We start from the raw sequence: 24856 nt of genomic DNA on the forward strand, positions 1-24856 counted from the left end.
AAAGTTCAGGACATTGTTTGGCTAAAAATTCAGATTGTAATTGAACTTGAAACTTGTACTTGCTCTTATCAAGCATCTGGGTGTTTCTCCCGATACCGTTTGTACATTTTTATCCCCAGCATTAAAAGGATGGCCAAGACGAACATCCCCACAATGCCGTAGATCCAATTGAAGGCACTTTTCAAAATCACCAAGAACACTACGGCAAATAGGATGATGGTGGCCACCTCGTTCCATATCCGCATAAATTTGGAAGTGTACCGGATATCGTCCCGTTGCATTTGTTTAAATATCTGATGACACTTGAAATGGTACACAAAAAGCAGCACAACAAAGGCTAATTTTACGTGCATCCACGGTTGTTGGAGCCACCCTGGCATCAAAATCAAAAGCCAGATAGCGAAAAGGGTGCACAAAACGGCCGAAGGCCATGTGATGATGTACCACAATCGCTTGGTCATCAATTTTAATTGTTCCGAAAGGATTTCCTTATCGGGTGACGGTTTCTGCCATGCCTCAATATGGTAAATGAACAATCTAGGGATGTAGAACAACCCGGCAAACCAGGTCACCACAAAAATAAGGTGCAACGATTTTATGTAATTGTATAACACGATCTTCTATATTTTACATTCTGATGGCACCTACCCCATTTTCCCAAAGCTTTTTGTTGAAATTGGGGATGTCGGTCTTTATCAAGGTCTCTGCTCTTTGTTTCAATCCTACCCATTGGGCATCCAATTCCTTTCTTCGATCCTTGGAAGATTGGTTCACCCTGGGCAGGGAACTGTTGCTCTGGTTCATCAAAAATAAGTACTCAGCCGTAAACTTGTTCGGGAAATTCTCCACATCGTCATACGCCTGCGATTTTCGCTGTACCATATCCTCGTCCCAAGCTTTCAATTTATCCAGAAGCGATTGCCCTTCTTTTTTGAGGTCTTCGTTATCCAAATCCTTCAGCAAATCCTTTAATTGGCCCTGCACCTTGAACAACGCGTTCAACTTGTTGTGCATATCCGTGAGATTGGCCTCAAGCTCATTCATAAACCGGTCCTGTTCCTCAAACCGTTCCTGGGTCATATCGGTATTGGGTGTGGGTACAATCATCCCCTGGGTGCTGACTGTTTGCCCATCCGCTTTTAAACTGATGGTATAATTTCCGGGAGGTACTTTGTGTCCTGTAAAATTGGCTTCAATATAAACATTGGGAATCCCGGGCAGGATAGGGGTCTTTAAATCCCAAACAAATCGGTTAAGGCCCTTATCCGTTCCCAAGACAGGAGCAGGAGGTGCGCCTCCCCCGTGATGCGGCACATAACTTTCATCCTTTTTAGAGCTGAACGTACGGACCACCTTGCCTTGACCGTTCTTGATTTCCATGGTGATCTCGGTGCTATCCATGGCTTTGGGCAAGTTGTAATAGATGACCATGCCATTGGCGGGGTTGACCCCTTCGTAAGGATTGGTCCCCTCCACCTTTTTGGAACTACTGTTGAGTGGGCTTCCCCAGAATCCGTGAACGGTCTCCTCTGGCTTAAACAGTTTCAGTGATGCGGAATCTCCCTTGTATTGGGATAGGGTAGTAATGTTGTCCAAAATCCAAAATGATCTTCCAGAAGTGGCAACGATCAAATCTCCTTGGTGTACTTTTAAATCGGTGATCGGGGTCTTGGGCAAATTCAATTGCAAGGGTTCCCAACTTTTCCCATCGTTCCAAGAAACATAAAGTCCTTTTTCGGTCCCCGCGTACAAGAGTCCTTTTTGTTCCTGATCTTCCCTGACCACCCGAGTAAAGGCTCCATAAGGAATACCGTTACTGATATTCGTCCACGTTTTGCCATAATCCGAGCTTTTGTACAATGCCGGGGTGTAATCGTTAAATTTATATCGAGTAGTAGCGATGTAGACTGTTGCCGGGTCATGGGGAGAAACCTCAATGGCGTTCACCAAACATTCCTTTAACCCCTTTGGGGTGATGTTCTCCCAGGTCTCCCCACCATTTTTGGTGACGTATACCAATCCATCATCACTACCCGTGTACAACACTCCTTTTTCATGGGGAGATTCGATGATATAAGCCAAGGTACCATAGTTTTCGGCCCCAACAGCTTCGTTGGTATAAGGGCCGCCGCCATTGCCTTGCTTATCATCTTGTTTTCGGGTCAGATCAGGGGATATTTCCTCCCAAGTAAGTCCATTATCACGGGTACGCAACACCAATTGCGCTCCGTGGTAAAAAGTACCCGGTTCGTGTTGGGACCAAATAATGGGAGCGTTCCAGTTAAAAAGGTACTTCATGTCCCTAGCCTCTCTCCCCAAATATTGAATAGGGGCCGCCATCACATCGGTGGCCATTTTGGATTCCATATCCAGCAACTCAATGGTCCCCAAATAACTGCCTCCCATCACATATCTTGGATGATCCGGGTCAAACGCCAAAAAGGCACTTTCGCCACCTGCGGCATAATGCCAATCTTCTTGGCCGATGCTCCATCTGCCTACGGAAAGACTTGCTATTTTCACCGAAGTATTGTCCTGTTGCCCGCCATAAATATTGTAAGGAAAAAGATTGTCCGTGTTGATGCGATAAAACTGTGCTGTGGGCATATTATAGGGCAGGGTCCAGTTTTTTCCATAATCATACGTAATGGTGGCCCCTCCATCGTCCGCCATCACCATATTGTTGGAATTATTGGGATTGATCCAAAGGTTGTGGGTATCTCCATGGGGAACCGATATGGTCTCCCATGTTTTCCCGCCATCTTCGGAACGGAATATTTCAGCGCTGAGCACATATACTGTATCCTCATCATTGGGATCCGCAAACACCTCAATATAGTACCAAGCGCGTTGCACCAAGCGGTTATCACCACTGACCATGCTCCAGCTGTTGCCCGCATCGTTGGAAACGAACAAACCACCTTTATCCTGGTTGGAGTCACTCTCGATGATGGCATATACCTTATCCGAATTGGCAGGACTCACTGCAATACCCATCTTTCCCTTTTCTTTGGGAAGACCTTCGGTCAACTCTTTCCAAGTATTTCCTCCATCGGTACTTTTGTAGAGTCCACTGCCTGCCCCACCACTCATGACATAATTGGGTTTGCGTTGATGTTCCCACATGGCTGCATACAGCACCAACGGATTATTGGCATCCATGGAAAGTTCCGCGGCACCCGTGCTTTCATTCACAAATAGAACGTTCTCCCAAGTCTTACCCCCATCCATGGAACGGTAAACGCCTCTTTCCTTGTTCGGGGCAAATAAGGCTCCTTGCGCGGCCACATACACAATCTCAGGATTTGTCGGATGAATGATAATCCGTGAAATATGTTGTGTCTGTTCCAGTCCCAATTTGATCCAGGTCTTGCCTGCATCGTTGGATCGATACACCCCATCACCATAAGAGGTCATGACCCCACGAGGAGCGTGTTCCCCCATACCGCAATACACAATATTTGGGTTAGATTCCGAAACAGACACGGCCCCAACGGAACCCATTTCAAAAAAGCCGTCGGAGATATTGTCCCATTTGCCTCCTGCATTGGTGGTCTTCCAAAGTCCGCCCCCGGTGGTGCCCATGTAATACGTAAGCGGATCACCGATTACACCGCTGGCCGTTACGGAACGCCCTCCGCGGAACGGTCCGATGTTCCTGAATTTCATGGTCTCGAAATACTCATTGGCGGTCTGGGCCATGGCCATTGTACAGGACAACAGTCCCAAAATCAACATTGACTTTTTCATCCTTCTGATTCCTTTGTGTTCTAAAAATAAACCCCTTACCGGATGGCAAGGGGCTTTGATGTTTATTCTTCTATGCTCAAATAATCCAGATTGAGCTTGTTGAACTCTGCGTTGAATGCGGCAACCTCATCATCAACCAATTTATCAAAATCGGCCAATTGTGCCTTTATACCAGCTGATAATTCCTCCTTAACGGCAATATCCTGTTCCGTTGGTGGGAAATCGTCCATGGAAACCAGACTGTTCAGGTGACCTAACTTATTGGTCAATCGAATGGGGAAGTTCAGTGGATCTTGCCCACTTCGGTTTTGGGTCTGGTATAGTTCCTTCTCTATGGTCCCGAATTTTTCCTTCATGGCCTTTGCTTTTTCCACCACTTCTTTGGTGGCATCATTGCCTTTGTATTTGGCAATGAACTCATCCAATTTTTTGTTGATGCCCCTTATCTTTTTGATGGATTGGTGTGCCAAGTCAATGGTCTCATTTATTTCTGAAATGAAATCGTATTGCTTCTGCATATCGGCAACAGAAGCCTCTGCCCTAGGATCTGGAAGAATCTTGAAATCTTCCGTTTGGGTTTTCCCGTTTACATTCAAATGGACTTTGTAAGTACCTGGAACTGCCTTGGGACCGCTAAGGTTGGCCCACCAAAGAATCATACCGTCCAAACGTTCGGCGCTTTTACCGCGAGTGTCCCAAACGTGGGTATTCCCTCCTTTTTTGACCTCCAATTTTTTATCCTTCTCTTTGGAATAGGTACTGTAGGTGGCCAAGGTATCCCCGTTCATTTTGGTATAGGTAAGGGAAATACTGTCCTTGTCGGCGACGTCTTTCAGATAAAAGTGGGTAATAACCCCATTGGCCAAGTTCGTTCCTTCGGTCTTAGAAGGTCTTCTGGCCACGTTGCCTTTTGTTCTGTAGCTCTCCCTTGGTTTGTACAAGATGGTGCTGGCCGTTTTCTTGGCATCATTCAATTGGTGAAGCACGGTAAGGTCGTCAATGATCCATAGGCTCCTACCTTGGGTGGCTACGATCAGGTTATCATCCTTAATGGTCAAATCCGTGATAGGAACAATGGGCAGGTTCATTTGGAATTTCTCCCATTTGGCCCCATCATTAAAGGAAATGTACATTCCGGTTTCGGTACCGGCATATAACAACCCTTTGCGTTTTGGATCTTCACGCACCACACGGGTAAAATGTTCATCCTCAATACCGTTGGTAATCAACGACCAGGTTTTGCCATAATCGGTGGTTTTGTACAAATAGGGTTTAAAATCTCCCAATTTGTATCGCGTAGCGGCCACATAGCAAGTGCCTTCATCAAAAGCGGAAGGTTCTATGCTGTTGACCATGTTCCATTCGGGCATGATGGATGGAGTTACATTCTCCCAAGTCTTGCCACCATCCTTGGTCACATGGATCAGACCATCATCACTACCTACCCAAAGCAAGCCTTCTTTTAAAGGACTTTCATTGGCCGCAAAAATGGTACAGTAATATTCCACACTGGTGTTGTCCTGAGTGATGGGTCCACCACTGGAAACCAGTTTCGTTGGATCGTTCCTGGTAAGGTCACCACTCAACAATTCCCAACTCTGCCCTTCATTGGTGGTCATGTGCACATGGTTGGAGAACGTATACAGTTTTTTGGGATCATGCTTACTGAACATGATGGGGAAGTTCCATTGAAAACGATACTTCATCCCTTCGGCTCCATAACCCATAGGGTTATCCGGCCAAACATTTACTCCCCTAACGGTATTTTTTGCATGGTTAACACGCACCAAAAAGCCATCGTAGCTACCGCCATAAACAATATCATCATTGGCAGGATCCACAGCAATATGTGCCGATTCACCACCAGCGGTTTCTTCCCAGTCATCTTCCCCAATGGCAAAACCATCACTCCTGTGTTTAATCCTCAAAGTGGAATTATCCTGCTGGGCTACATAAATTCTGTAAGGGAACGCATTGTCCGTGGTCACCCTGTAAAATTGTGCGGTAGGTTGATTGTTCATGGTACTCCAAGATTCACCACCATCATAACTGATCTGCGCACCACCATCGTCCGCCATGATCATGCGTTTGGAATCCTCAGGAGCGATCCAAAGATCATGGTGATCCCCATGCGGCGCATTGGAAGATTGAAATGTTTTACCTCCATCCGTACTTTTATGGTAGTTTACATTGAGCACATATACCACATTTTCATCATTGGTATCGGCATAGACCCTAGTGTAATACCACGCCCTTTGCCTTAGGCTTCTATCGCTATTGACAAGTGTCCATTTTTTACCACCGTCGTCTGAACGGTACAGACCACCTTTATCCTTGTTCTCGACCATGGCCCAAACACGGTTGCTGTTTTTGGGAGAAACGGTTACTCCAATAATCCCCAAAGTATCTGTTGGGAACCCTTCGTTTTTGGATATTTCGGTCCAGGTTTCGCCACTATCTGTACTTTTCCAAAGCGCCGAACCTTCCCCTCCACTACTTAAACTGTAGGGAGTACGTTGCACCTTCCATGTAGAGGCATATAAAATTCTTGGGTTATTGGGATCAAAAATCAAATCCACGGCACCTGCCAAATCGTTGGCATAAAGTACCTTTTTCCAGGTTTTACCTCCATCGGTAGTCTTGTACACTCCACGATCTTGGGTCGGTTTATACAAGTTGCCCATTACTGCGGCATACACCGTATTGTAGTCGGTTGGGTGAATCCTCATCCGAGAGATGTGTCGGCTATTTTCCAACCCGATGGATTGCCACGTTTTTCCGGCATCTTCGGTTTTCCAGGCACCATAACCGGAAGATACGTTGCCACGAACGGTTTCTTCCCCGCCCCCAACGTAAATGACATTGTGGTCGCTCTTCGCCACCTCAACGGCACCGATACTCCCACCAAAAAATCCATCCGAAATATTCTCCCAAGTGGTACCTCCATCGGTGGTTCTCCAAACACCTCCTCCAGTGGCACCAAAATAGAATAGATTGGGTTGGCCCTCCACTCCGGCCACCGTACCGGAACGACCCCCACGGAAGGGTCCGATCAATCGGTACTCCAAACTGGAATACAAGGCTTCCGGATATTCGGGAGCACTCTGGTTTTTCTTATTTCTTTGGGAATGGATCGGGGTAACGAACAAGGTACTAGCCAGCATAAGCAAGCCAATCCTGAAAAAGCAAGTCTTCATTTTTAAAGTGTTGAGTTAGTCAGGCTTAAATGTAATGAAAATGGTGCAAAAAAAGTTAATCAATATTTTGTACTTTAACCCATCAGAATAAATACCAACAACTAAACCATGTCTAAAATTTTAAAGCTTTCCCTTCTTTTTTTACTTGTTCTAGCCTGTAAGAATCAATCCAAGCCCACGGATGAACCTGAAACCACCGACACCAATGCTGAAAAAGAATCCGAGTGGATCACTCTTTTTGATGGCAGCAGTCTTGAAGGTTGGCGCGGATACAACATGGATTCCCTCCCTCCCGGATGGACGATAAAAGACAGCACCCTCACCTTTGATACGGAATTGGGTCTGGAACAGAATTACACCGGTGGAAAGGACATCCTCTACGGTGCGGAAGAGTTCGATAATTTTGAACTATACCTGGAATGGAAAATCCCCGAAGGAGGAAACAGCGGCATTTTTTACCATGTAAAGGAAGGCTATGACGGCCCACCTGTTGTGGCCCCTGAATATCAGTTGATCGATGACGAGAACTATGCCAACATCCACGATCTGGTGGGTTACAATTCTCAATTTGGTGCCGAACATCCGGAGTTGCTCCAAGATTGGCAGAAAACTGGTGCCGATTACGCCATGCACGTGGCCGATGAATCACAAAAGCAGCTGAACCCTGTCATGGAATGGAACACCACCAAGATCGTGTTTACCCCTGAAAAGGTTGAGCATTGGCTCAACGGCAAGAAATTATTGGAATTTGTACCATGGTCCGAAGAATGGAATGCCAAAAAGGCTTCTGGAAAATGGGACAACGCCCCCGACTATGGCAAATTCAAAACAGGCTATATTGCCTTGCAGGACCATTCCAGTCCTATCTGGTTCCGAAATATCAAAATCAAAAAATTATAACTTACTAAACGAACATGAACAAACGCGAATTCATTAAGAAAAGTAGTGTTGGCGCACTAGGAATCATGTTGGCCCCATCCATTTTAAAGGGCTCCATGAATATTGATAGATTACGTACGGCCCATATCGGGGTCGGGAACATGGGAGGTGAAGACCTCAAGGCGATTTCATCGCATGCCTCTGTGGATGTGGTGGCGCTCTGCGACGTGGACGCCGTGAACCTTGCTGCTGCCCACAAATTACACCCCAAGGCCCGCATCTTTTTTGATTATCGCTCCATGTTGGAAGAAATGGGAGATGAGATCGATGCCGTGATCGTTTCCACACCTGATCATACCCATGCACCAGCTTCCATGATGGCCATGGAAATGAACAAACCTGTGTACTGTCAAAAACCTTTGACCCATTACGTTTCCGAGTCACGGGCCATGAAAAAAATGGCCGCCGATAAAGGCCTGGTCACCCAAATGGGAATCCAGGTACATTCCTTTTACGATTACAAACTAGCGACGTTGCTCATTCAATCCGGTATTATTGGTAAAGTGCATACCGTACATGCCTGGTCCCCTAAAAACTGGGGGTATGATGGCCCGCTTCCACAAGGGGAAGACCCGGTTCCTACCCAATTGGACTGGAACCTGTGGTTGGGCACTTCCAAGGAAAGACCTTATAAAGATGGTATGTACCACCCAGGCAATTGGAGAAAATTGATGGATTATGGTTGTGGCACTTTGGGCGATATGGGTGTCCATATTTTCGATACCCCATACAATGCCCTGCAATTGGATGTTCCCCGAACCATCATGACAGAATGCCGCCCTACCAACGGTTTTGGATATCCGGAACACAATACGGTAACTTATGAATTTCCTCAAACCCCATACACCACCGAGACCTTGAAATGGGTCTGGTATGACGGTCCTGGAGCTCCTGCTTTGAGTGAAGACCTTTTATTGCCTGGTATGACCATGGGCAAAGACGGCAAAGTCTCCAAAGAGGAAAGCATGAAGGATAAAATGTCGTTGGATGCCAAGGTAGCCGCCGAAAATGAGCTTCCCGATCAAGGGGCCATGTTCGTTGGTGAGAAAGGACGATTGTTGCTTCCGCACTTTATGCAATTGCCCAAGAAAATCAGAAAGGGCAAATATGTGGATATCTCCAAAGAAATTGCCAAGGTTTCCAAGGAAAACAATTTGGGCGAGCCCATCCGAAATTATGAAACCGAAGGTCCAAAGCATTACCACCAATTTGTGGACGCCTGTTTGGGCAAAGGTGAAACTTCTGCCCCGTTCAATTATGCGGCACGGTTGACCGAAACCATTCTTTTGGGCACCATTGCAGGTCGTTTCCCTGGTGAAACCTTGCATTGGGATGCGGAAGCCGCCAAGTTCAAGGAAGAAAAGGCCAACCAATATTTGGCCGGGGATTACCGTAATTTTTAGAAGTTCCAAAATAGCATCAATGATGAAAAAAGTGTTGTGCCTCCTCTTGGTTCTACCTTTGTTTTGTATTGCTCAGACTTCGAAAGAACAAGAGGAAAGGGACGCTATTGCGCAAGTACTTGCCACCCAACAAACAGCTTGGAACAATTTTAATATTGAGCTGTTTATGGAAACCTATTGGAAATCCGAAGAACTGACCTTTTATGGCAGTGCAGGTGTGGTAAAAGGCTGGCAAAAGACTTTGGAGCGATACAAAAAAAGCTATCCGACCCAAGAACATTTTGGACATTTGGAATTTGTCACTAACGACATTTCCAAAATCAATGATGATGCTTACACCGTGATGGGGGAATACCATTTGACCCGACCGGTGGGCGATACCCAAGGCATTTTTATGTTGGTGCTTAAGAAAATAGATGGAGCTTGGAAGATCATTGCGGACACTTCGTGTAAAGTGGAGTAACCGCAGTATATTTTCCACGCTTTATTTTTCAGGGGCCTAGGCCCCTTTCTTTTTTCTCTCGGAACATGGGCTTTAGGGGTTTCCTTTTTGATGGATAATGGTTAAATTGGATGCCACATGCCATCAACCCAAATGAAAAGAAAACACCATACCTTATCTTTTATTTTCCTGATCCTTTTTCCATTGTTCACCATGTCACAAAACCGACTTAGAGACCACGGAGTAGCCATTGGGGTGCTCCATCCCGGAACCCTCAATGCCATTACCGATGTTCCTGGCGTTCAGGTGGGCCATACAACTTTGATCGAGGGCGATGCCATCAGAACTGGGGTAACGGCCATACTTCCGCACTCCGGAAATATTTTTCAGGAGAAAGTGCCGGCGGCCATTTATGTCGGCAACGGATTTGGGAAATTGGCCGGTTATACCCAAGTGAAGGAATTGGGGAATCTGGAAACGCCCATCATCCTCACCAATACCTTGAGTGTTCCCACGGCTGTGAATGCAGTCATTGAATATACTTTGAATCAATCTGGCAACGAAGAAGTCCGTTCGGTTAATGCGGTGGTGGGCGAGACCAACGATGGCTACCTCAATGATATTCGAGGGCGACATGTTACCGAAGCTGATGTGCTCCATGCCATCCAAAATGCAAAAACGGGACCTGTTGCCGAGGGCAACGTAGGTGCAGGAACGGGAACCATTTGTTTTGGTTTTAAAGGCGGCATTGGCACCGCATCCCGAGTCTTGCCGAAACAATCTGGTGGCTATACCGTGGGTGTATTGGTGCAGACCAATTTTGGTGGCGTGTTGCAAGTGGCCGGAGTGGAAGTGGGCAAAAAATTGGGGCAGTATTCCGACAGTTTTAAATATTCCCCTGACGGTTCCTGTATGATGGTGGTATTGACCGATGCGCCTTTGGATGCCCGAAACCTGAAACGCTTGGCCAAAAGGGCGATGCTTGGGTTGGCCAGAACAGGTGGCATTGCCAGCAACGGTAGTGGCGATTATGTGATAGCCGTTTCCACTGCAGAGGAATGCCGTATTCCCTACGAAAGTGAAAACCCTATTCAGACGGTACCCACCTTGCGCAATGAAGCCATGACTCCTTTGTTTTTGGCCACCATCGAAGCCACGGAGGAAGCCATTCTCAATTCCCTTTTTGCCGCCGAAACGATGACCGGACGGGATGGGCACAAAGTCGAGGCGCTTCCCAAGGAAAAAGTGATGGAAATGTTGAAGGAGGCCGGGAAGATGGAATAGTTTTTCAATTAACCTGTAACATTCTCCCTTCATTTCACACTAACCTAACGGAAACCTTCCACACTTTTTTTAACTTTAAACTTCAATAATAAAAAACACTAGACCATGGATATTTTTGGAAAGATCAAGGAAAAACTCAGTAACGAGTTTATTGATATTATTGAGTGGCTCGACTATACCGACGACACCATCGCGTATCGGTTTGAGCGCTACCAGAACGAAATCAAGAACGGGGCAAAACTGATTGTCCGTGAAGGGCAGACCGCCGTTTTTATCAACGAGGGGCAACTGGCCGATGTGTTCACCCCCGGCACGTATGACCTCACCACCCAAAACCTGCCTATTTTGTCCACGTTGAAGGGGTGGAAATACGGTTTCAACTCGCCATTTAAAGCAGAAGTGTACTTTGTGAACACCCACTTGTTCACCGATGAGAAATGGGGCACCAAAAGTCCCATTACGTTGAGTGATGACCGTTTTGGACTGGTGGAGATCAGGGCCTTCGGAACGTATGCCTATAAAATTTCGGATGCCGGTAAGTTCATCAAGGATATTGTGGGTACCGATAGCAACTTTACCAATTTCGAGATCAACGAGCACTTAAAAAGCTTGATCGCCACCCGCTTTACCGATACCGTGGGCAAGGCCAACCTTCCCATAGAACTGTATGCGGCCAACACCACCGAACTTTCCGATACCTGTCGCGAAGTGATGGCCCCAGAATTTCAAACGGTAGGTATTTCCTTGGAGAAATTCTATATTGAGAACGTCTCCATGCCCGAAGAACTCAAAAAAGAGATTTTCGAATACAGCCGAATAGACAAACTGGATCTGGACAAATTGGCCAAGTTCAAAGCTGCCAAGGCCATCGAAGCCGCTGCCCAAAACGAAGGTGGCACCGCTGGTGCCGGAATGGGCATGGGTATGGGCTTTGTGCTAGCCCAACAAATGGGGAACCTGATGGGCGGTGCCACACAAGCGGCACCACAGGTCACAGGACAACCCGCTGCTGGGGCAGTACCTCCACCAATGCCTGCCCAGACCCTATATTATTATGCCACAAATGGCACACAACATGGCCCGGTAACCTTTGAACAACTGCAATCCCTTTTTGCATCACGCACCGTTAACCGCGACAGTTTGGTCTGGAAACAAGGCATGGCCGCCTGGACCGCTTTAAAGGATGTAGAGGAACTGAAATCGTTCTTGGGAGGTAATACCCCTCCGCCATTGCCTGGACAATAATTTTACATTGTCATACTGAACGAAGTGAAGTATCTTATGGATTTTAGTCAACGTGGGATACTTCACTTCGTTCAGTATGACCTATAAATAAATGGAAACAACCGGTATCCAAACAAATAATTAGATTCCCGCTTTCGCGGGAATGACAACATGGAAGAACCTACCATCCAAAAATCAGAACTCAAAAAAACCTGCGTCAACTGCGGGGCGGAACTCACATACAAACCTGGGACTACCAGCATCACCTGTGAGTACTGTGGCCATGAAGAAGCCATCGCCCCAAAAGAAAATGGTTTTGAGGAACTGGAGCTGTACCCTTACCTCAAGGAAATGGGGTCGCAAAGGCACAGCGAGGAAATCTCTATGCTGCATTGCAAAAATTGCGGTGCCGACCAACATGTGGAGGAAAACTATAAATCGCTTCATTGTGTGTACTGTGGCCAACCTTTGGTAGTGGAAGATACCTATAAGGAGAATTGGATCTTGCCCGGGGCCGTGTTGCCGTTTCAAATCGATAAAAACCAATCTTTCCGCATTTTTAAGAATTGGGTGAAACAATTGTGGTTTGCCCCTAACAATCTGAAAAAGGCCGCTCTGGACCCTCAATTTACGAAAGGTCTCTATCTACCCTATTGGACCTTTGATGCGCAACTGTATGCCTCTTATATCGGTCAGCGGGGAGAATATTATTATGAAACACGAAGGGTTCGGAATGCAAACGGTAAAATGGTGACACAGCAAGTCCGGAAGACCCGTTGGTACCCCGCTTCAGGGGAAGTTTCCGGGTTTGTGGACGACACCTTGATCAAGGCTTCCAAGCAAAAATCAGGAAGGATTCCGGGTAAAATTGCCTATTGGGATTTGAAAAAATTGCAACCTTTCGACAGTGGATACCTATCCGGTTTCGTGACCGAAAAGTACACGATTTCATTGAACGAAGGGCATCTGCATTCCAAGGAAGTGGCACATGATATTGCCACCCGGTGGTGCATGCAGGATATTGGAGGCGATACCCAAAGGGTAACCTCCATGGACATGAAACTGTCCGAAGAAACCTTTAAACATATCTTATTGCCCGTTTATGTAAGTACCTATCGGTACAATGGCAAGGAGTACAATTTTTTCATCAACGGGGAAAACGGGAACATTTCAGGTACACGACCTTATAGCTTCTGGAAGATTTTCTTTGCCGTGCTATTGGGCTTAATCGTGATTGGGGTGATTATTTTATTATCAAAAAAATAGGTCTTGGTCAGTTCGAGTGATTTCCGAAGGAAATCGTATCGAGAACCTCGTATATCTCGATACAAAATCGCCAAGCGATTCCACTCGATGTGACAAATTGATGAATTTCTAATCCTCAAACACCAAACACACCGGAGCGGGCAATTGGGTCTCGTTCAAATAGGTCAGTGTTCCTGTTTGGACATCCCTTTCAAAAATGGTGATGTTATCACTCCTCTCATTGGCCACCAGTAAATATTTCCCGGTTGGATCTATCGTAAAATTACGGGGCCAGTTCCCTTGAACTGACTCCCTGCCAACCAGTTGTAGCTTGCCTGAGCCAGCATCAACTGAAAAAATCACAATGGTGTTCTCTCCCCTATTGGAACCGTATAGAAATTTCCCATCCGGGGATAAGTGAATGTCAGCACATGCATTTCCTCCTTGATAATTGTCATCTATGGTTTTTACCGCTTGGATTTCTTGGTAATTTCCTTGGGGGTCTTTTTCAAAAGCCACTATCGTTGAACCCGTCTCATTTATAACGTAAAGAATTTTTCCATGGCTACCAAAGGTAAAGTGGCGTGGGCCAGCCTTATCGTCGAGCCCAATGGTCGCCTGTTCCCCAGGAACAAAAAGTTTGTCTTCCAATCGGTATCGTTTTATGGCATCCAAACCAAAATCAGCAACAAAAAGTTCGTTCCCAATAAATTGGGCCATATGGGCATGCGCTCTTTTTACCGTATCCAAGACCTTATGATCAATTATCTGTGGCTCACCTTCTTCGAACAATCCATCCCCATTCAACTTAAAAATTGCCACACTGCCCCCGCCATGGTTGGAAACGGCCAAAAATCCCTTGTCGGAAAGAGATACATGGCAAGGATTATCTCCTTGGGTACCCAGACTTTTTTGAAATTCCAATTCCCCATCATTTATCTTAAAAGCCGTAATGCCACCCCCCAAGCTATCAAAATCCGTAGTCTCCTGTACGGCATATAAATGTTGTTTATCCTTGGAAACGGACAAATAGGAAGGGTTAGGTAATTTTGCAACCAATTTTTGATCGGAAAGCTTCCCTTTGGCAGCATCAAAGGTATACGTATAAATGCCTTCACTGGCGCCTCTGGTATAAGTTCCTACATAAAGGGTGTACATGGGTATTTCCTCAGGTTTTTCTTTACAGGCTGATGCGAATAGGATCATCAGACTGGCAAAAAGTGATTTTTTCATGGTTGTTACGTTACGACCTCCAAATTAAACATTCTTTGTTGATACCATTCCATTAGGTCAATTCCTTCTTTATTTCCTTACCTAAATAAATGCCCGTGACCACCGTGGCCAACACATCGGCTATGGGGAATGAAAGCCATACCCCGGTTTCTTGGAAAAACTTGGGCAACAACAAAATCAAGGGGATAAAGAAAAAACCTTGACGGGTCAAGGTCAGCAATAAGGCCGGAATGGCTTTGCCCACCGCTTGAAAATAGGCGGCACCTATCAATTGAAGGGCAATAATAGGCGTGGCCGCGAAAACCAGCCGCATGGCAAATGGGGTATGTTGCAACACAAATTGGTTGGTGGCCAACTCTTCCGGAGACAGACCTGGTCTATTACTCAAGAATAGGGCAGCAAACTCCCCTGGGAAAAGCATCAACACCACAAAAACTAAGGTGGCTACCAATGCCGCATATTTAATGGCGGTGTAGATGGATTCCTTAACCCGGTCGTAATAAGCGGCGCCATAGTTGTAGCCTGCAATGGGCAAAAAGCCTTGCGTAACCCCAAAAACGGGGAATAAAGCAAACATCAGCATACGGCCGATAATGGCGTAGACCGCCACCATAGGTTCCCCACCCAAATTGAACAATATATTGTTCATGAGCAGGTAGGTGATACTGGTAACTGCCTGCCGTGCCAAGGTTACAAAGCCTAAAGAACTGATCTCACGAAGTATGGCCGGGTCCAACCCAAAATGGGAAAGACTGATCTTCAATTCGGAATTTTTGGACAGAAAGAAATACAGAATGTACCCAAAACACAACAGGTAGCCTACGGTTGTTGCCCATGCCGCGCCGTACATGCCCCAGTCGAAAATGTAAATGAAAACGTAATCCATCAACAAGTTGCCCACGGAGGGAATGATCATGGCGATCATGGCAAACTTGGGCTTCCCTTCGGCACGGATCACCGTGTTTCCCATCATACAAAGAGCCAAAAAGGGCACTCCGTACAAAATGATGGTATAGTAGATTTTAGCAGGCTCAAAAATGGAACCCTTTCCTCCGAATGCCGGAATCAGGTTGTCCACATAATACAGTCCAAGGGCCACCATGGTCACCGTGACCAAAAGGGTGAGCGTAATCTGGTTTCCAAATGTTTTTAAGGCCTTTTCATGGTTGTTAGCACCCAAGGCACGAGAAATGATACTGGAACCCCCAATACCGATGGCCATCCCCAAAGCGGCAATAAAAAAGGAAACAGGTAATACAACATTGATGGCCGCAATGGCAATGGAACCTATCCAATTACCCACAAAAATGGAATCGACCAGCACGTTCAGCGACATCACCAAAATACCGATGGATGCCGGAACGGCCTGTTTGATCAATAATTTTCCGATGGGTTCCTTCCCGAGTTCTTCAGAGGTAACTTTGGCCATGCCAAGGATTGTTCTTTTGGTGTAAGACTAGCGTGAACTGAATGGTTCCCTCAAATCTACAACGCATCCACCAAATTATCCTTGTTCTCGGTGAGTTTTTTGGCGATGCTGTCCCAAAGTCCGATTCTGCGTTCCAAAGCTTTTTTGCTGTAGTGGAAGACTTCCTCCCATTTCTGCACATCGGAACCGCATAAAGCCTTGATCATTTTAACGGCCAAGGGGCCGTGTTCGTCACCGTCAAGCTCAATATGCCTTTTCAAGTAATAGGAAAGTTTGGCGTATTTGCTTGGGCCGTTTTCTCCGGATTGCTCAATGATACCCAAAAACATATCGGGAATGAGGTCTTCCCTTCCGAAAGTAAAGGCAGCAGCAATGATATGAGGTTGTTGGGTATTGATGGCCTCAAAGGTAAATTGAAGAAAATTCTTTTCCGCTTGATCCAAGTCAGTGTTTTCAATTTGTTGGAATATCTCCTCCAAATCGGTAAATGTGGAGATGACCTGCATCACTCTGGATGTATCGGCTTCCACTTCTTCCATGGCATCCAAGTACATTTCAAAATGGCTTTTGGCCTCACCCAACTCGTTGAAATCACTTTCCTCCTCCAGCACAATCTCATTGATGAATCGGGCCACAGACGCATCCGAAGCTGGTTTCCAAGGAAGGGAGGTACAGGTCAAATGTTGCTGTAATGCCTTCAATAAGGACATAAAATCCCAAACAGCATACACATGACTTTCCATAAAAATCTTGATGTCCTCCACCGATTCCAGTTGGGCATACAGGGGGTGATTTTTGAGTTGGTCGCGTACCTCTTGCAGGTGGTGTTCCAAGTCTTCCATTTTCATAGGGCAATTTTCTTTTTCCAGTATTATTGAATATGGTATTCGGGCAAGACACCGCTTTTTTCCCATTGGTTTATCCATTCGGCCATCAATTCGGCCCAATCGTCACGATCGTTCAAACAGGAAATATGGATGTAATCCTCTCCCCCTGCCTCTTGGAACTGGTGTTTGCCTTCCATGGCAATTTCTTCCAAGGTTTCCAGACAGTCACTCACAAAGGCCGGAGTGATGACCGCCAACTTCTTGACACCTTCCTGGGCCAAGCGTTCGAACTCCTTGTCGGTAAAGGGTTGTAACCAAGGATCGCTCCCCAATCGGGATTGAAAGGAAGTACTCACTTTCTCTTCAGGAAGCCCCAGTTCTTTTTTTACCAATTCGGTAGTGTCCAAACATTGGTGCTTGTAACAGGTATGATGGGCAACCGAGTTGGTTTGGCAGCATTTACCATCCAATTTGCAGTGCGACTTGGTTGGGTCCGACTTTTTAATGTGGCGTTCCGGGATGCCGTGATACGAAAAAAGAATATGGTCGTAATCGAAACCTTTCAACCCTTCGGCTATGCTTTGGGACAAAATCTTCACAAAATCCGGATTGCTGTAAAAAGCAGGTAGGGTGGTCATTTGCATCTCAGGGAAAAATTCGGCCTGAACGTCCATGGCCTTTACCACCACGGTTTCGCATGAGGACATGGCGTAATGCGGGTACAAAGGCACCAAAAATACCTCATCCACCCCTTTTTCCTTCAATTCTTGCAAACCTTCCTTAATGGACATGGAACCATAACGCATTCCCAGCGCGACCGGCAATTGGGTGTGCTTTTGCACTTTTTCCGCAAACCGTTTTGAAATCACTATCAAAGGAGATCCTTCATCCCACCATATTTTGGAATAGGCCTCAGCGGAACGCTTGGGGCGGGTGTTCAGGATAATGCCCCGAACGATGATGTTCCTTAAAACCGGATTCACATCGATGACGCGCTCGTCCATCAAAAATTCATCCAAGTACGGTTTTACATCTTTTGCGGTGGGGCTGTCGGGCGAACCCAAGTTGACCAATAAAACTCCTTTTTGCACGGCTTTCTATTTTGAGCAGCAAAAATAATACACGTGACCGACTTTGTCCTTGGAGCATCAAAATACTTTCTTATGATGAAATAATGAATCTCGATTTTGTTGAAGCCTGTATCTGTGGACATTTCTCCCTATTTTTGTGGATATGGAGTCTTTTCAAGAGCAAGTTTCCAAAGAATCCCTGATTTACTTGGGCATTGCCCTGCTTGTTTTGGTGTCTCTATATTGGGGCACCTCCGTGGTGATGAAACGAATGGGTAAAAGTCCGAGATACCTTTTGCCTAAGGGTTCCTTTAGAAAACTGGCAACACCCTTAGTATTGATTTTCCTTTCCGTTCTCCTTAGGATGAAAGCACTTCGTGATGTTCTAAATCTGGAAGAAGCAGGGTTTTGGTTCCGAAAGGCGAGTACCTTGTTGTTCATTTTTGCGATGAGCTGGGTGATGATCGCCCTGCTGAAGATCGTTAAACAAATTGTGATCCGAAATTATGATGTGGGGGTGGCGGACAACCTGAAAGCCCGAAAAGTCTATACACAGTTTACCATTTTGGAGCGGATTTTCATTTTCATCATCATCCTTTTGGCCATCGGTTTTGCCCTGATGAGCTTTCCCGAAATCCGGGAATTGGGACTGAGTGTTTTTGCCTCGGCTGGGGTAGCGGGGATTATCATCGGCTTTTCGGCTCAAAAATTCATCGGTACTATTTTGGCGGGTATCCAGATTGCCATTGCACAGCCCATTAAATTGGATGATGTGGTCATTGTGGAAGGCGAATGGGGCCGTATTGAGGAAATCACCCTAACCTATGTGGTGGTGGCCATTTGGGACAAGCGTCGTTTGATCGTACCCACACCTTATTTTATCGATAAACCCTTCCAGAATTGGACCAAGACTTCCGCCGATATCCTGGGCACCGTGTTTTTGTATGTGGATTACAATGTTCCGTTTGATAAACTTCGGGAAGAATTGACCCGGATATTGAAAAACACCGACCTTTGGGATGGCAAGGTGAACGTTTTACAAGTAACAGACTCTAAACCCAACCATGTGGAGGTGCGTGCTTTGATGAGTGCCAAGGATTCGCCAACGGCATGGGACCTTCGGGTCCTGGTTCGTGAAAAACTGATTGTTTATCTACAGGAAAATTATCCGGAGAGCATTGCCAGGACAAGGGTAATGATCCAACAAGATGAAAAAGATGAAGTCGACTCATAACATCGTAATGCTTCTCCTGTTTTTGGGAAGCTTCGGAAACGCCCAACAAATTACCTGTTCCCCAAAGGACAAACCTCTTTTTGAGTCGAAAATGGCCGCTTTGGAAAAAACCCATGCTGCTAGTTTAGGCGATACCATCACAACCGTGGGCAAATCCTTTTTGGGTACTCCGTATGTTGAAAAAACACTCGAAATCGGGGATACCGAAACCCTGGTGGTAAACTTCAGCGGGTTGGATTGCACCACTTTTGTTGAAAATATCATGGCCTTCAGCCTTATGCTGAAAAACCATGAAACGGATTTTGATACTTTCGCCAAAAATTTAGAAACCATTCGGTATAGAAATGGTGAGATGAATGGGTATCCTTCTCGTTTACACTATTTTACGGAATGGATTCGCAACAACGAAAAGAAAGGATTGGTGAAAGACATCACGGCGGAAATAGGTGGTGTGGAATTGGAAAAATCCATCGATTTTATGGGAACACACCGAAATCTGTACCCCTTTTTGGCAAGCGATAAGAACTTTCAAGCCATGCAACACTTTGAACAAGAACTGGCGAAAGAAACATTGTGTTATCTACCCCAAGACCAAATTGCAGGCAAGGAACAACTCATCCATTCTGGGGATATTATCGCCTTGGCCACCTCCATCAAAGGGTTGGATGTGACCCATACTGGAATTGCCATCCATCAACCTGATGGCAGGTTGCATCTACTTCATGCCTCCAGTAAAAATGGAGAAGTGGAAATCAGCGAACTGCCCTTGGCGGACTATCTCAAGAACATCAAAAGCAATATCGGGATCATCGTGGCAAGACCCACCTTACTTTCGTTTTAAACACCATTCAATGGCACCCAAAAGGTGTTGGCGAAATTCGGGTTCATCGTAAGAAGCTTCGGTATGGCCCAAACCCGTATAAAAGACCCTGCCCCCATCATATTCGTGGTACCAAGCAATGGGGTGGTTATCCCCATTGATACCGCCTTTATAACTGGATTCGTCCAATTTTAGGAGCACATGTACATCCGGGTTTAGGTCCTTGAAGTTGTACCATTCATCAAAATGCATCCAAACATCGGGTAAATGTGCCGTGGACGGATGGGTTTTGTCCAGTACATCAATTTTGGCCTTTTGTTGCTCGGGATGGCTCACAAAATATCCCCCAACCAATTTACCGTACCAGGGCCAATCGTATTCAGTATCGGAAGCGGCATGGACACCCAAATAACTTCCTCCATTTTTGATGTAGGATTCAAAGGCCTTTTGTTGGGCATCGTTCAGCACATCCATGGTCGTGTTCAAGAAAACGATCAGCTTATAGTTTTTCAGGTTCTGTGGGGTAAAGTCTTCCCCACTTTCTGTTTGCAAGGCGATGAAACCGTTTTTCCTACCCAACTCGCGAAAGGTCTGTACTCCTTTTTCTATGGATTGATGCCTAAAACCAGCTGTTTTGGTAAAGACGAGGACCAATTCTGGCATTTTGACTTCTTTGCTTTCAGTCGATGGGTCATCCTGTGCCGAAATTTGGGTAAACAGGGTCAAACCTAAAATAAGGAATACAATTTGTTTCATGATGCTTTTTTACACGTTTGAAGTTACATATTTTTTAGGCGTGGTTCCGAACTTCTTTTTGAACGAGGCAATAAAATGGCTGGCGGTACTATATCCCACTTTCAGGCCTACTTCGTTCACGTTGTGCTTGCCGGATTCCAACATTTTGCGGGCATATTCCATCTTATAATCGAACAAAAAGCCATAAACGGAATCCCCATAAATCTGTTTAAACCCTTCCTTCAATCTTTTTAGACCAAGCCCTACCTCTTCTGATAGTTCGGCCAGAGTAGGTGGCTCGGCCATACGTGAAATGATGATTTCCTTGGCCATTTTAATGCGGCGTACATTATCCTCATCGGCCAGATAAGGGCATTGCTCCAAATCGGCATCTTCGGTTTTGTTGAAATAGAGGGAAATCAGCTCGAACACCTTTCCCTTTAAATACAATTTTTTGATGGAAGGGTGCAAGTTGTAGTTCATCAGTTGGCTCAAGACCACAGCAATGGCAGGCGACACCATTTCTTGGGAATAGTATTTTTTTTCCTTGTTATCCTCGCTCAAAAAAGGAATGTAATCCGCTTCATCGGAAAACAAAGAATGGAACTTCCTAATCGTCATCACCACCGATAATAACCATGAGTTGGGTGAAACCACCAAATCCAGTGGGAGGTCCTTTTGGGTATTGTACAGCAACAGGGAATTTTCCTCGTTCACTTCCAAATAATAGCTCCCTTCATTAAAATTGAACCGTGAACGGCCTTTTAAACAAAAATGGAATTGAATGTAGGAACTGTCAATATCCCTTGTAATGACCTTTGGTTCTTTGGTATCGTTCTGGATTTTAAGGATAAAAATCCCATCTTCCACGAAAATTTCATCATAGGAACCTTCAGCGATATTTTTCATATGGATTCTTTGTATCGATTTTCAAAACCTTTAATTTAGAACGGCTCTAAATTAGATTACATTTCATCAAATTTATCAATAAAATCAATGCATTAGCAGATTTTAAGTAAAATTTAAACCTTGAATATGCCCACAAACTCCGTATAGTTCCGCTAGCGTTATTTTATGACGGGCAACACTGTTAATTTTGTGTTGCGATTTTATCCTTTATGAGGAACTACCATATTTCAAAACATAATTCCTTCTACGCCGTCGGGTTGAGTTACAAGAAGGCAGATGCAGAGGTGAGAGGAAAGTTCAGTCTAGATGTTCCTGCTATTGACCAAATCCTGGCCAAGGCAAAAGAAATGGAGATTGATGGCCTTTTGGCGATATCTACCTGTAACCGAACCGAATTGTACGGCTTTGCCCAGCATCCCTACCAACTTATCAAATTGCTTTGCGACCAGACCCAAGGAACCGTGGAAGAATTCCAGGAAGTGGCCTATGTCTACAAAAACCATGATGCCATTTCCCATATGTTCAAAGTGGGTACGGGTCTCGATAGCCAGATCTTGGGTGACTTTGAGATCATCAGCCAGATCAAACAAGGATTTTACCGTGCCAAAAAGCAAGATATGGCCAACCCGTTCCTGGAGCGTTTGTGCAATTCGGTGATTCAGGCGAGTAAACGCATCAAAACGGAAACTGAGCTTTCTTCAGGAGCCACATCGGTTGCTTTTGCCTCCGTAAAATACATTCTGGACAACGTACCTGATATTTCCGAAAAGAACATTCTTTTGTTCGGAACGGGTAAAATTGGAAGGAATACCTGCGAGAATCTGATCAAGCACTCCAATAACTCCCATATCACCTTAATCAACCGAACCAGGGAAAAAGCCGAGGATATTGCCGGAAAGTTCCATTTGACGGTTAAGGATTATGGCGACCTTCAGACCGAAATCCGCAAAGCGGACATTTTGGTCGTGGCCACGGGCGCACAATTGCCTACCGTGTCCAAGGCATTGATCTATCCCAAAAAACCATTGTTGATCTTGGACCTCTCCGTTCCCAAAAATGTTTCGGACGATGTACAGGAATTGGAGAACGTTTCTTTGGTACATCTAGATCAGCTTTCGCAAATTACGGATGATACCCTGGCCAAGCGCAAGGAATATGTGCCCAAGGCTGAAGCCATTATTGAACGGGTAAAGAAAGATTTCCTAAAATGGTTGGAAACCAGAAAATTTGCCCCGGTCATCAATGCACTCAAGGAAAAACTCAATACCATGAAGGCCGAAGAAATCGACTTTCATTCCAAAAAGATCAACGATTTCAACCAAGATCAGGCTGAAATGATCTCGGAAAGGATCATCCAAAAAATCACCAAGCAATTTGCCAACCATCTTAAAAGTTCCGAAGTGGATACAGAGGATAGCTTGGAACTGATTCAAAAAGTCTTTCAGTTAGAAATCGATTCCAAATGAGCAAGATCATAAGAATCGGTACCCGCGACAGCGAACTGGCACTGTGGCAAGCCACCACTGTGCAGGAAAAACTCGAAAAACTGGGTTATGATACCACTTTAGTGCCCACAAAATCTATGGGGGATCAAGTGCTGGACAAGCCTTTGTACGAACTAGGCGTTACTGGAATTTTCACCAAGGCTCTGGATGTTGCCATGTTGCAAGGGCAAATCGATATCGCCGTTCATTCCATGAAAGATGTACCCACCCAACTACCGAAAGGTATCGTACAAGCTGCCGTACTCGAGCGGGCCATTACCCACGACATTTTGGTACACAAAGGTTCCTCTTTTTTGGAGTCGGATACCCCTGCTACTATTGCTACGGGCAGTTTGCGAAGAAAGGCACAATGGCTGAACCGATATCCCAACCACCAAGTGGTCGATCTACGGGGCAATGTGAACACACGATTGATCAAATTGATCGAGAACGATTGGCAAGGGGCCATTTTTGCCCAAGCGGGTCTGGAACGTATCAAATTGTTGCCCAAAGACGCCATTCAATTGGATTGGATGATCCCCGCACCAGCCCAGGGCGCCATGTTAGTGGTTGCCATGGAAAATGACAAATATACAAGGGAAGCCCTTGCCAAGTTGAACGACTCCGATACCGAACTTGCCACTAAAATTGAACGTGACTTTTTGCGGACGTTGGAAGGGGGTTGTACGGCTCCAATTGGTGCGTTGGCGCAGATTAAAGATCAAAAGGTATTTTTTGAAGGCGTTGTGTTCTCTTTGGATGGAAAACAGAAAATCGAAATCAAAAAAGAAATAAAGTTGTCCGAAGCCAAAGGCTTTGGAGAAACATGTGCCAAGGAAGTATTGGGCAAAGGTGGAGACAAATTGATGCAGGAAATCAGAAATGAAAACAGTGCTCTCCACTAAAATACTCACCCCATCACAAAAAGAACTTTTCCTGAATTCCGGATTAGGACTCGTGGAATACGATGCCCTGCAAATTGAAATGTTGGATGTTGAAATTCCGTTGGACTTTCAGAACTACATCTTCACCAGTAAAAATGCGGTCAAAGCTTTTTTAACCCAGGTAGAAGGTACGGATTTTTCAAAGTTTAGGGCCTTTTGTGTTGGCGAAAAAACGGCCTCCTTTTTAACAGAGGAAAGCATTGAAGTGGTGGAAACTGCCGAAAATGCTTCATCATTGGCAGAAAAGATTTTGGAGAACCATGCCGAAAAGACATTTGTTTTCCTTTCAGGCAATCAAAGGAGAGAGGAACTTCCAGAAGTATTGAAAAAAAATAACGTTCAGTATAAAGAAGTGGAAGTATATAGAACCCAACTGGTACCGAAGGCATTTCACCGCAATTTTGACGGTATCTTGTTTTTTAGCCCTAGTGGTATCCGAAGCTATCTTTTGGAAAACAACATCGCAAACAGCACCTTGTTCTGTATTGGAGAAACTACCGCCATGGAAGCCAAAAAACATACTGAACATATCATAATTGCCAACAAACCAACTGTGGAGAATGTATTGGTGCAGGCTATAAAAGAATTGTCATCCCGCACGGATGCTGAGCGTAGTCGAAGTACGATGCGGGATCCAAATAAATAATAAATAGATTCCTGCTTTCGCAGGAATGACAAATGAAAATA

At 45.4% G+C, this 24856-nt stretch carries 20 protein-coding genes; 11 read left to right on the forward strand and 9 right to left on the reverse strand.

Translation table 11 applies throughout. The annotated features are described in order from the left end of the window. Positions 1 to 68: 68 nt before the first annotated feature. From D2V05_RS08995 to D2V05_RS09005, 3 genes are all read right to left on the reverse strand, one after another. Positions 69 to 614 carry a CopD family protein gene (locus D2V05_RS08995; protein ID WP_119647274.1) on the reverse strand — a complete coding sequence of 182 codons (546 nt, stop codon included), beginning with the start codon at positions 612 to 614 and terminating at the stop codon, positions 69 to 71. Between the two features lie 13 nt (positions 615 to 627). Next, complete coding sequence (locus D2V05_RS09000; RefSeq protein WP_119647275.1) at positions 628 to 3750, reverse strand: VPS10 domain-containing protein; 3123 nt, start codon at positions 3748 to 3750, stop codon at positions 628 to 630. 62 nt (positions 3751 to 3812) lie between these two features. Continuing rightward, positions 3813 to 6947: a WD40/YVTN/BNR-like repeat-containing protein gene (locus D2V05_RS09005; protein WP_119647276.1), complete on the reverse strand. Its 3135-nt coding sequence runs from the start codon at positions 6945 to 6947 to the stop codon at positions 3813 to 3815. A gap of 108 nt (positions 6948 to 7055) precedes the next feature. Here D2V05_RS09005 and D2V05_RS09010 point away from each other — a divergent pair, with 108 nt between their 5' ends. The 6 genes from D2V05_RS09010 (at position 7056) to D2V05_RS09035 (ending at position 13505) form a co-directional block, all read left to right on the forward strand. Further along, positions 7056 to 7847, forward strand: a complete 792-nt coding sequence (locus tag D2V05_RS09010; protein ID WP_119639127.1) for a 3-keto-disaccharide hydrolase — start codon at positions 7056 to 7058, stop codon at positions 7845 to 7847. A gap of 14 nt (positions 7848 to 7861) precedes the next feature. Further along, on the forward strand, positions 7862 to 9289 hold the full coding sequence (locus tag D2V05_RS09015) for a Gfo/Idh/MocA family protein (protein ID WP_119647277.1): 1428 nt from the start codon (positions 7862 to 7864) through the stop codon (positions 9287 to 9289). A 19-nt stretch (positions 9290 to 9308) separates the two neighbouring features. After that, positions 9309 to 9752: a YybH family protein gene (locus D2V05_RS09020; protein ID WP_235855421.1), complete on the forward strand. Its 444-nt coding sequence runs from the start codon at positions 9309 to 9311 to the stop codon at positions 9750 to 9752. Between the two features lie 117 nt (positions 9753 to 9869). Continuing rightward, positions 9870 to 11015 (forward strand): DmpA family aminopeptidase, encoded by a 1146-nt coding sequence (locus D2V05_RS09025; RefSeq protein ID WP_235855422.1) that lies wholly within the window; start codon positions 9870 to 9872, stop codon positions 11013 to 11015. A 105-nt stretch (positions 11016 to 11120) separates the two neighbouring features. Beyond that, positions 11121 to 12260, forward strand: coding sequence for an SPFH domain-containing protein (locus D2V05_RS09030; protein ID WP_119647278.1), 1140 nt, complete (start codon positions 11121 to 11123; stop codon positions 12258 to 12260). Positions 12261 to 12410: 150 nt separating this feature from the next. After that, on the forward strand, positions 12411 to 13505 hold the full coding sequence (locus tag D2V05_RS09035; protein ID WP_119647279.1) for a TFIIB-type zinc ribbon-containing protein: 1095 nt from the start codon (positions 12411 to 12413) through the stop codon (positions 13503 to 13505). Between the two features lie 108 nt (positions 13506 to 13613). On the opposite strand, the gene D2V05_RS09040 is transcribed toward D2V05_RS09035, so the two are convergent. The 4 genes from D2V05_RS09040 to hemH are packed head-to-tail and all read right to left on the reverse strand — an operon-like array spanning position 13614 to position 18064. Further along, positions 13614 to 14717 (reverse strand): lactonase family protein, encoded by a 1104-nt coding sequence (locus D2V05_RS09040; protein ID WP_119647280.1) that lies wholly within the window; start codon positions 14715 to 14717, stop codon positions 13614 to 13616. Positions 14718 to 14769: 52 nt separating this feature from the next. After that, the gene (locus tag D2V05_RS09045) at positions 14770 to 16146 is read right to left on the reverse strand and encodes an MATE family efflux transporter (RefSeq protein WP_119647281.1); all 1377 of its coding nucleotides are present in this window, start codon (positions 16144 to 16146) and stop codon (positions 14770 to 14772) included. A gap of 56 nt (positions 16147 to 16202) precedes the next feature. After that, positions 16203 to 16994: a DUF3050 domain-containing protein gene (locus D2V05_RS09050; RefSeq protein WP_220473544.1), complete on the reverse strand. Its 792-nt coding sequence runs from the start codon at positions 16992 to 16994 to the stop codon at positions 16203 to 16205. A gap of 23 nt (positions 16995 to 17017) precedes the next feature. Beyond that, complete coding sequence (hemH, locus tag D2V05_RS09055) at positions 17018 to 18064, reverse strand: ferrochelatase (RefSeq protein WP_119647282.1); 1047 nt, start codon at positions 18062 to 18064, stop codon at positions 17018 to 17020. A 142-nt stretch (positions 18065 to 18206) separates the two neighbouring features. Here hemH and D2V05_RS09060 point away from each other — a divergent pair, with 142 nt between their 5' ends. Beyond that, positions 18207 to 19277 carry a mechanosensitive ion channel family protein gene (locus tag D2V05_RS09060; protein WP_119647283.1) on the forward strand — a complete coding sequence of 357 codons (1071 nt, stop codon included), beginning with the start codon at positions 18207 to 18209 and terminating at the stop codon, positions 19275 to 19277. Next, on the forward strand, positions 19261 to 20118 hold the full coding sequence (locus D2V05_RS09065; protein WP_119647457.1) for an N-acetylmuramoyl-L-alanine amidase-like domain-containing protein: 858 nt from the start codon (positions 19261 to 19263) through the stop codon (positions 20116 to 20118). The genes D2V05_RS09060 and D2V05_RS09065 overlap by 17 nt, the downstream gene beginning before the upstream one ends. Here the strand turns inward: D2V05_RS09065 and D2V05_RS09070 are convergent. Both D2V05_RS09070 and D2V05_RS09075 read right to left on the reverse strand, forming a co-directional pair. Next, positions 20104 to 20853: a ThuA domain-containing protein gene (locus D2V05_RS09070; RefSeq protein ID WP_119647284.1), complete on the reverse strand. Its 750-nt coding sequence runs from the start codon at positions 20851 to 20853 to the stop codon at positions 20104 to 20106. The two genes, D2V05_RS09065 and D2V05_RS09070, sit on opposite strands and share 15 nt — an antisense overlap. A gap of 9 nt (positions 20854 to 20862) precedes the next feature. Further along, complete coding sequence (locus tag D2V05_RS09075; RefSeq protein ID WP_119639111.1) at positions 20863 to 21741, reverse strand: helix-turn-helix domain-containing protein; 879 nt, start codon at positions 21739 to 21741, stop codon at positions 20863 to 20865. Positions 21742 to 21950: 209 nt separating this feature from the next. On the opposite strand from D2V05_RS09075, the gene hemA reads away from it, so the two are divergent. Genes hemA through D2V05_RS09090 form a run of 3 tightly spaced genes read left to right on the forward strand, consistent with a single transcriptional unit; the run spans position 21951 to position 24815 of the window. Then, positions 21951 to 23207: a glutamyl-tRNA reductase gene (hemA, locus tag D2V05_RS09080; protein WP_119647285.1), complete on the forward strand. Its 1257-nt coding sequence runs from the start codon at positions 21951 to 21953 to the stop codon at positions 23205 to 23207. After that, positions 23204 to 24130, forward strand: a complete 927-nt coding sequence (gene hemC / locus D2V05_RS09085) for a hydroxymethylbilane synthase (protein WP_119647286.1) — start codon at positions 23204 to 23206, stop codon at positions 24128 to 24130. Before hemA ends, hemC begins: the two co-directional genes overlap by 4 nt. Then, on the forward strand, positions 24108 to 24815 hold the full coding sequence (locus D2V05_RS09090) for a uroporphyrinogen-III synthase (RefSeq protein ID WP_119647287.1): 708 nt from the start codon (positions 24108 to 24110) through the stop codon (positions 24813 to 24815). The genes hemC and D2V05_RS09090 overlap by 23 nt, the downstream gene beginning before the upstream one ends. Positions 24816 to 24856 lie beyond the last annotated feature (41 nt).

This window comes from Flagellimonas pelagia, from assembly GCF_003584135.1.
Taxonomy (GTDB): Bacteria; Bacteroidota; Bacteroidia; order Flavobacteriales; family Flavobacteriaceae; genus Flagellimonas; species Flagellimonas pelagia.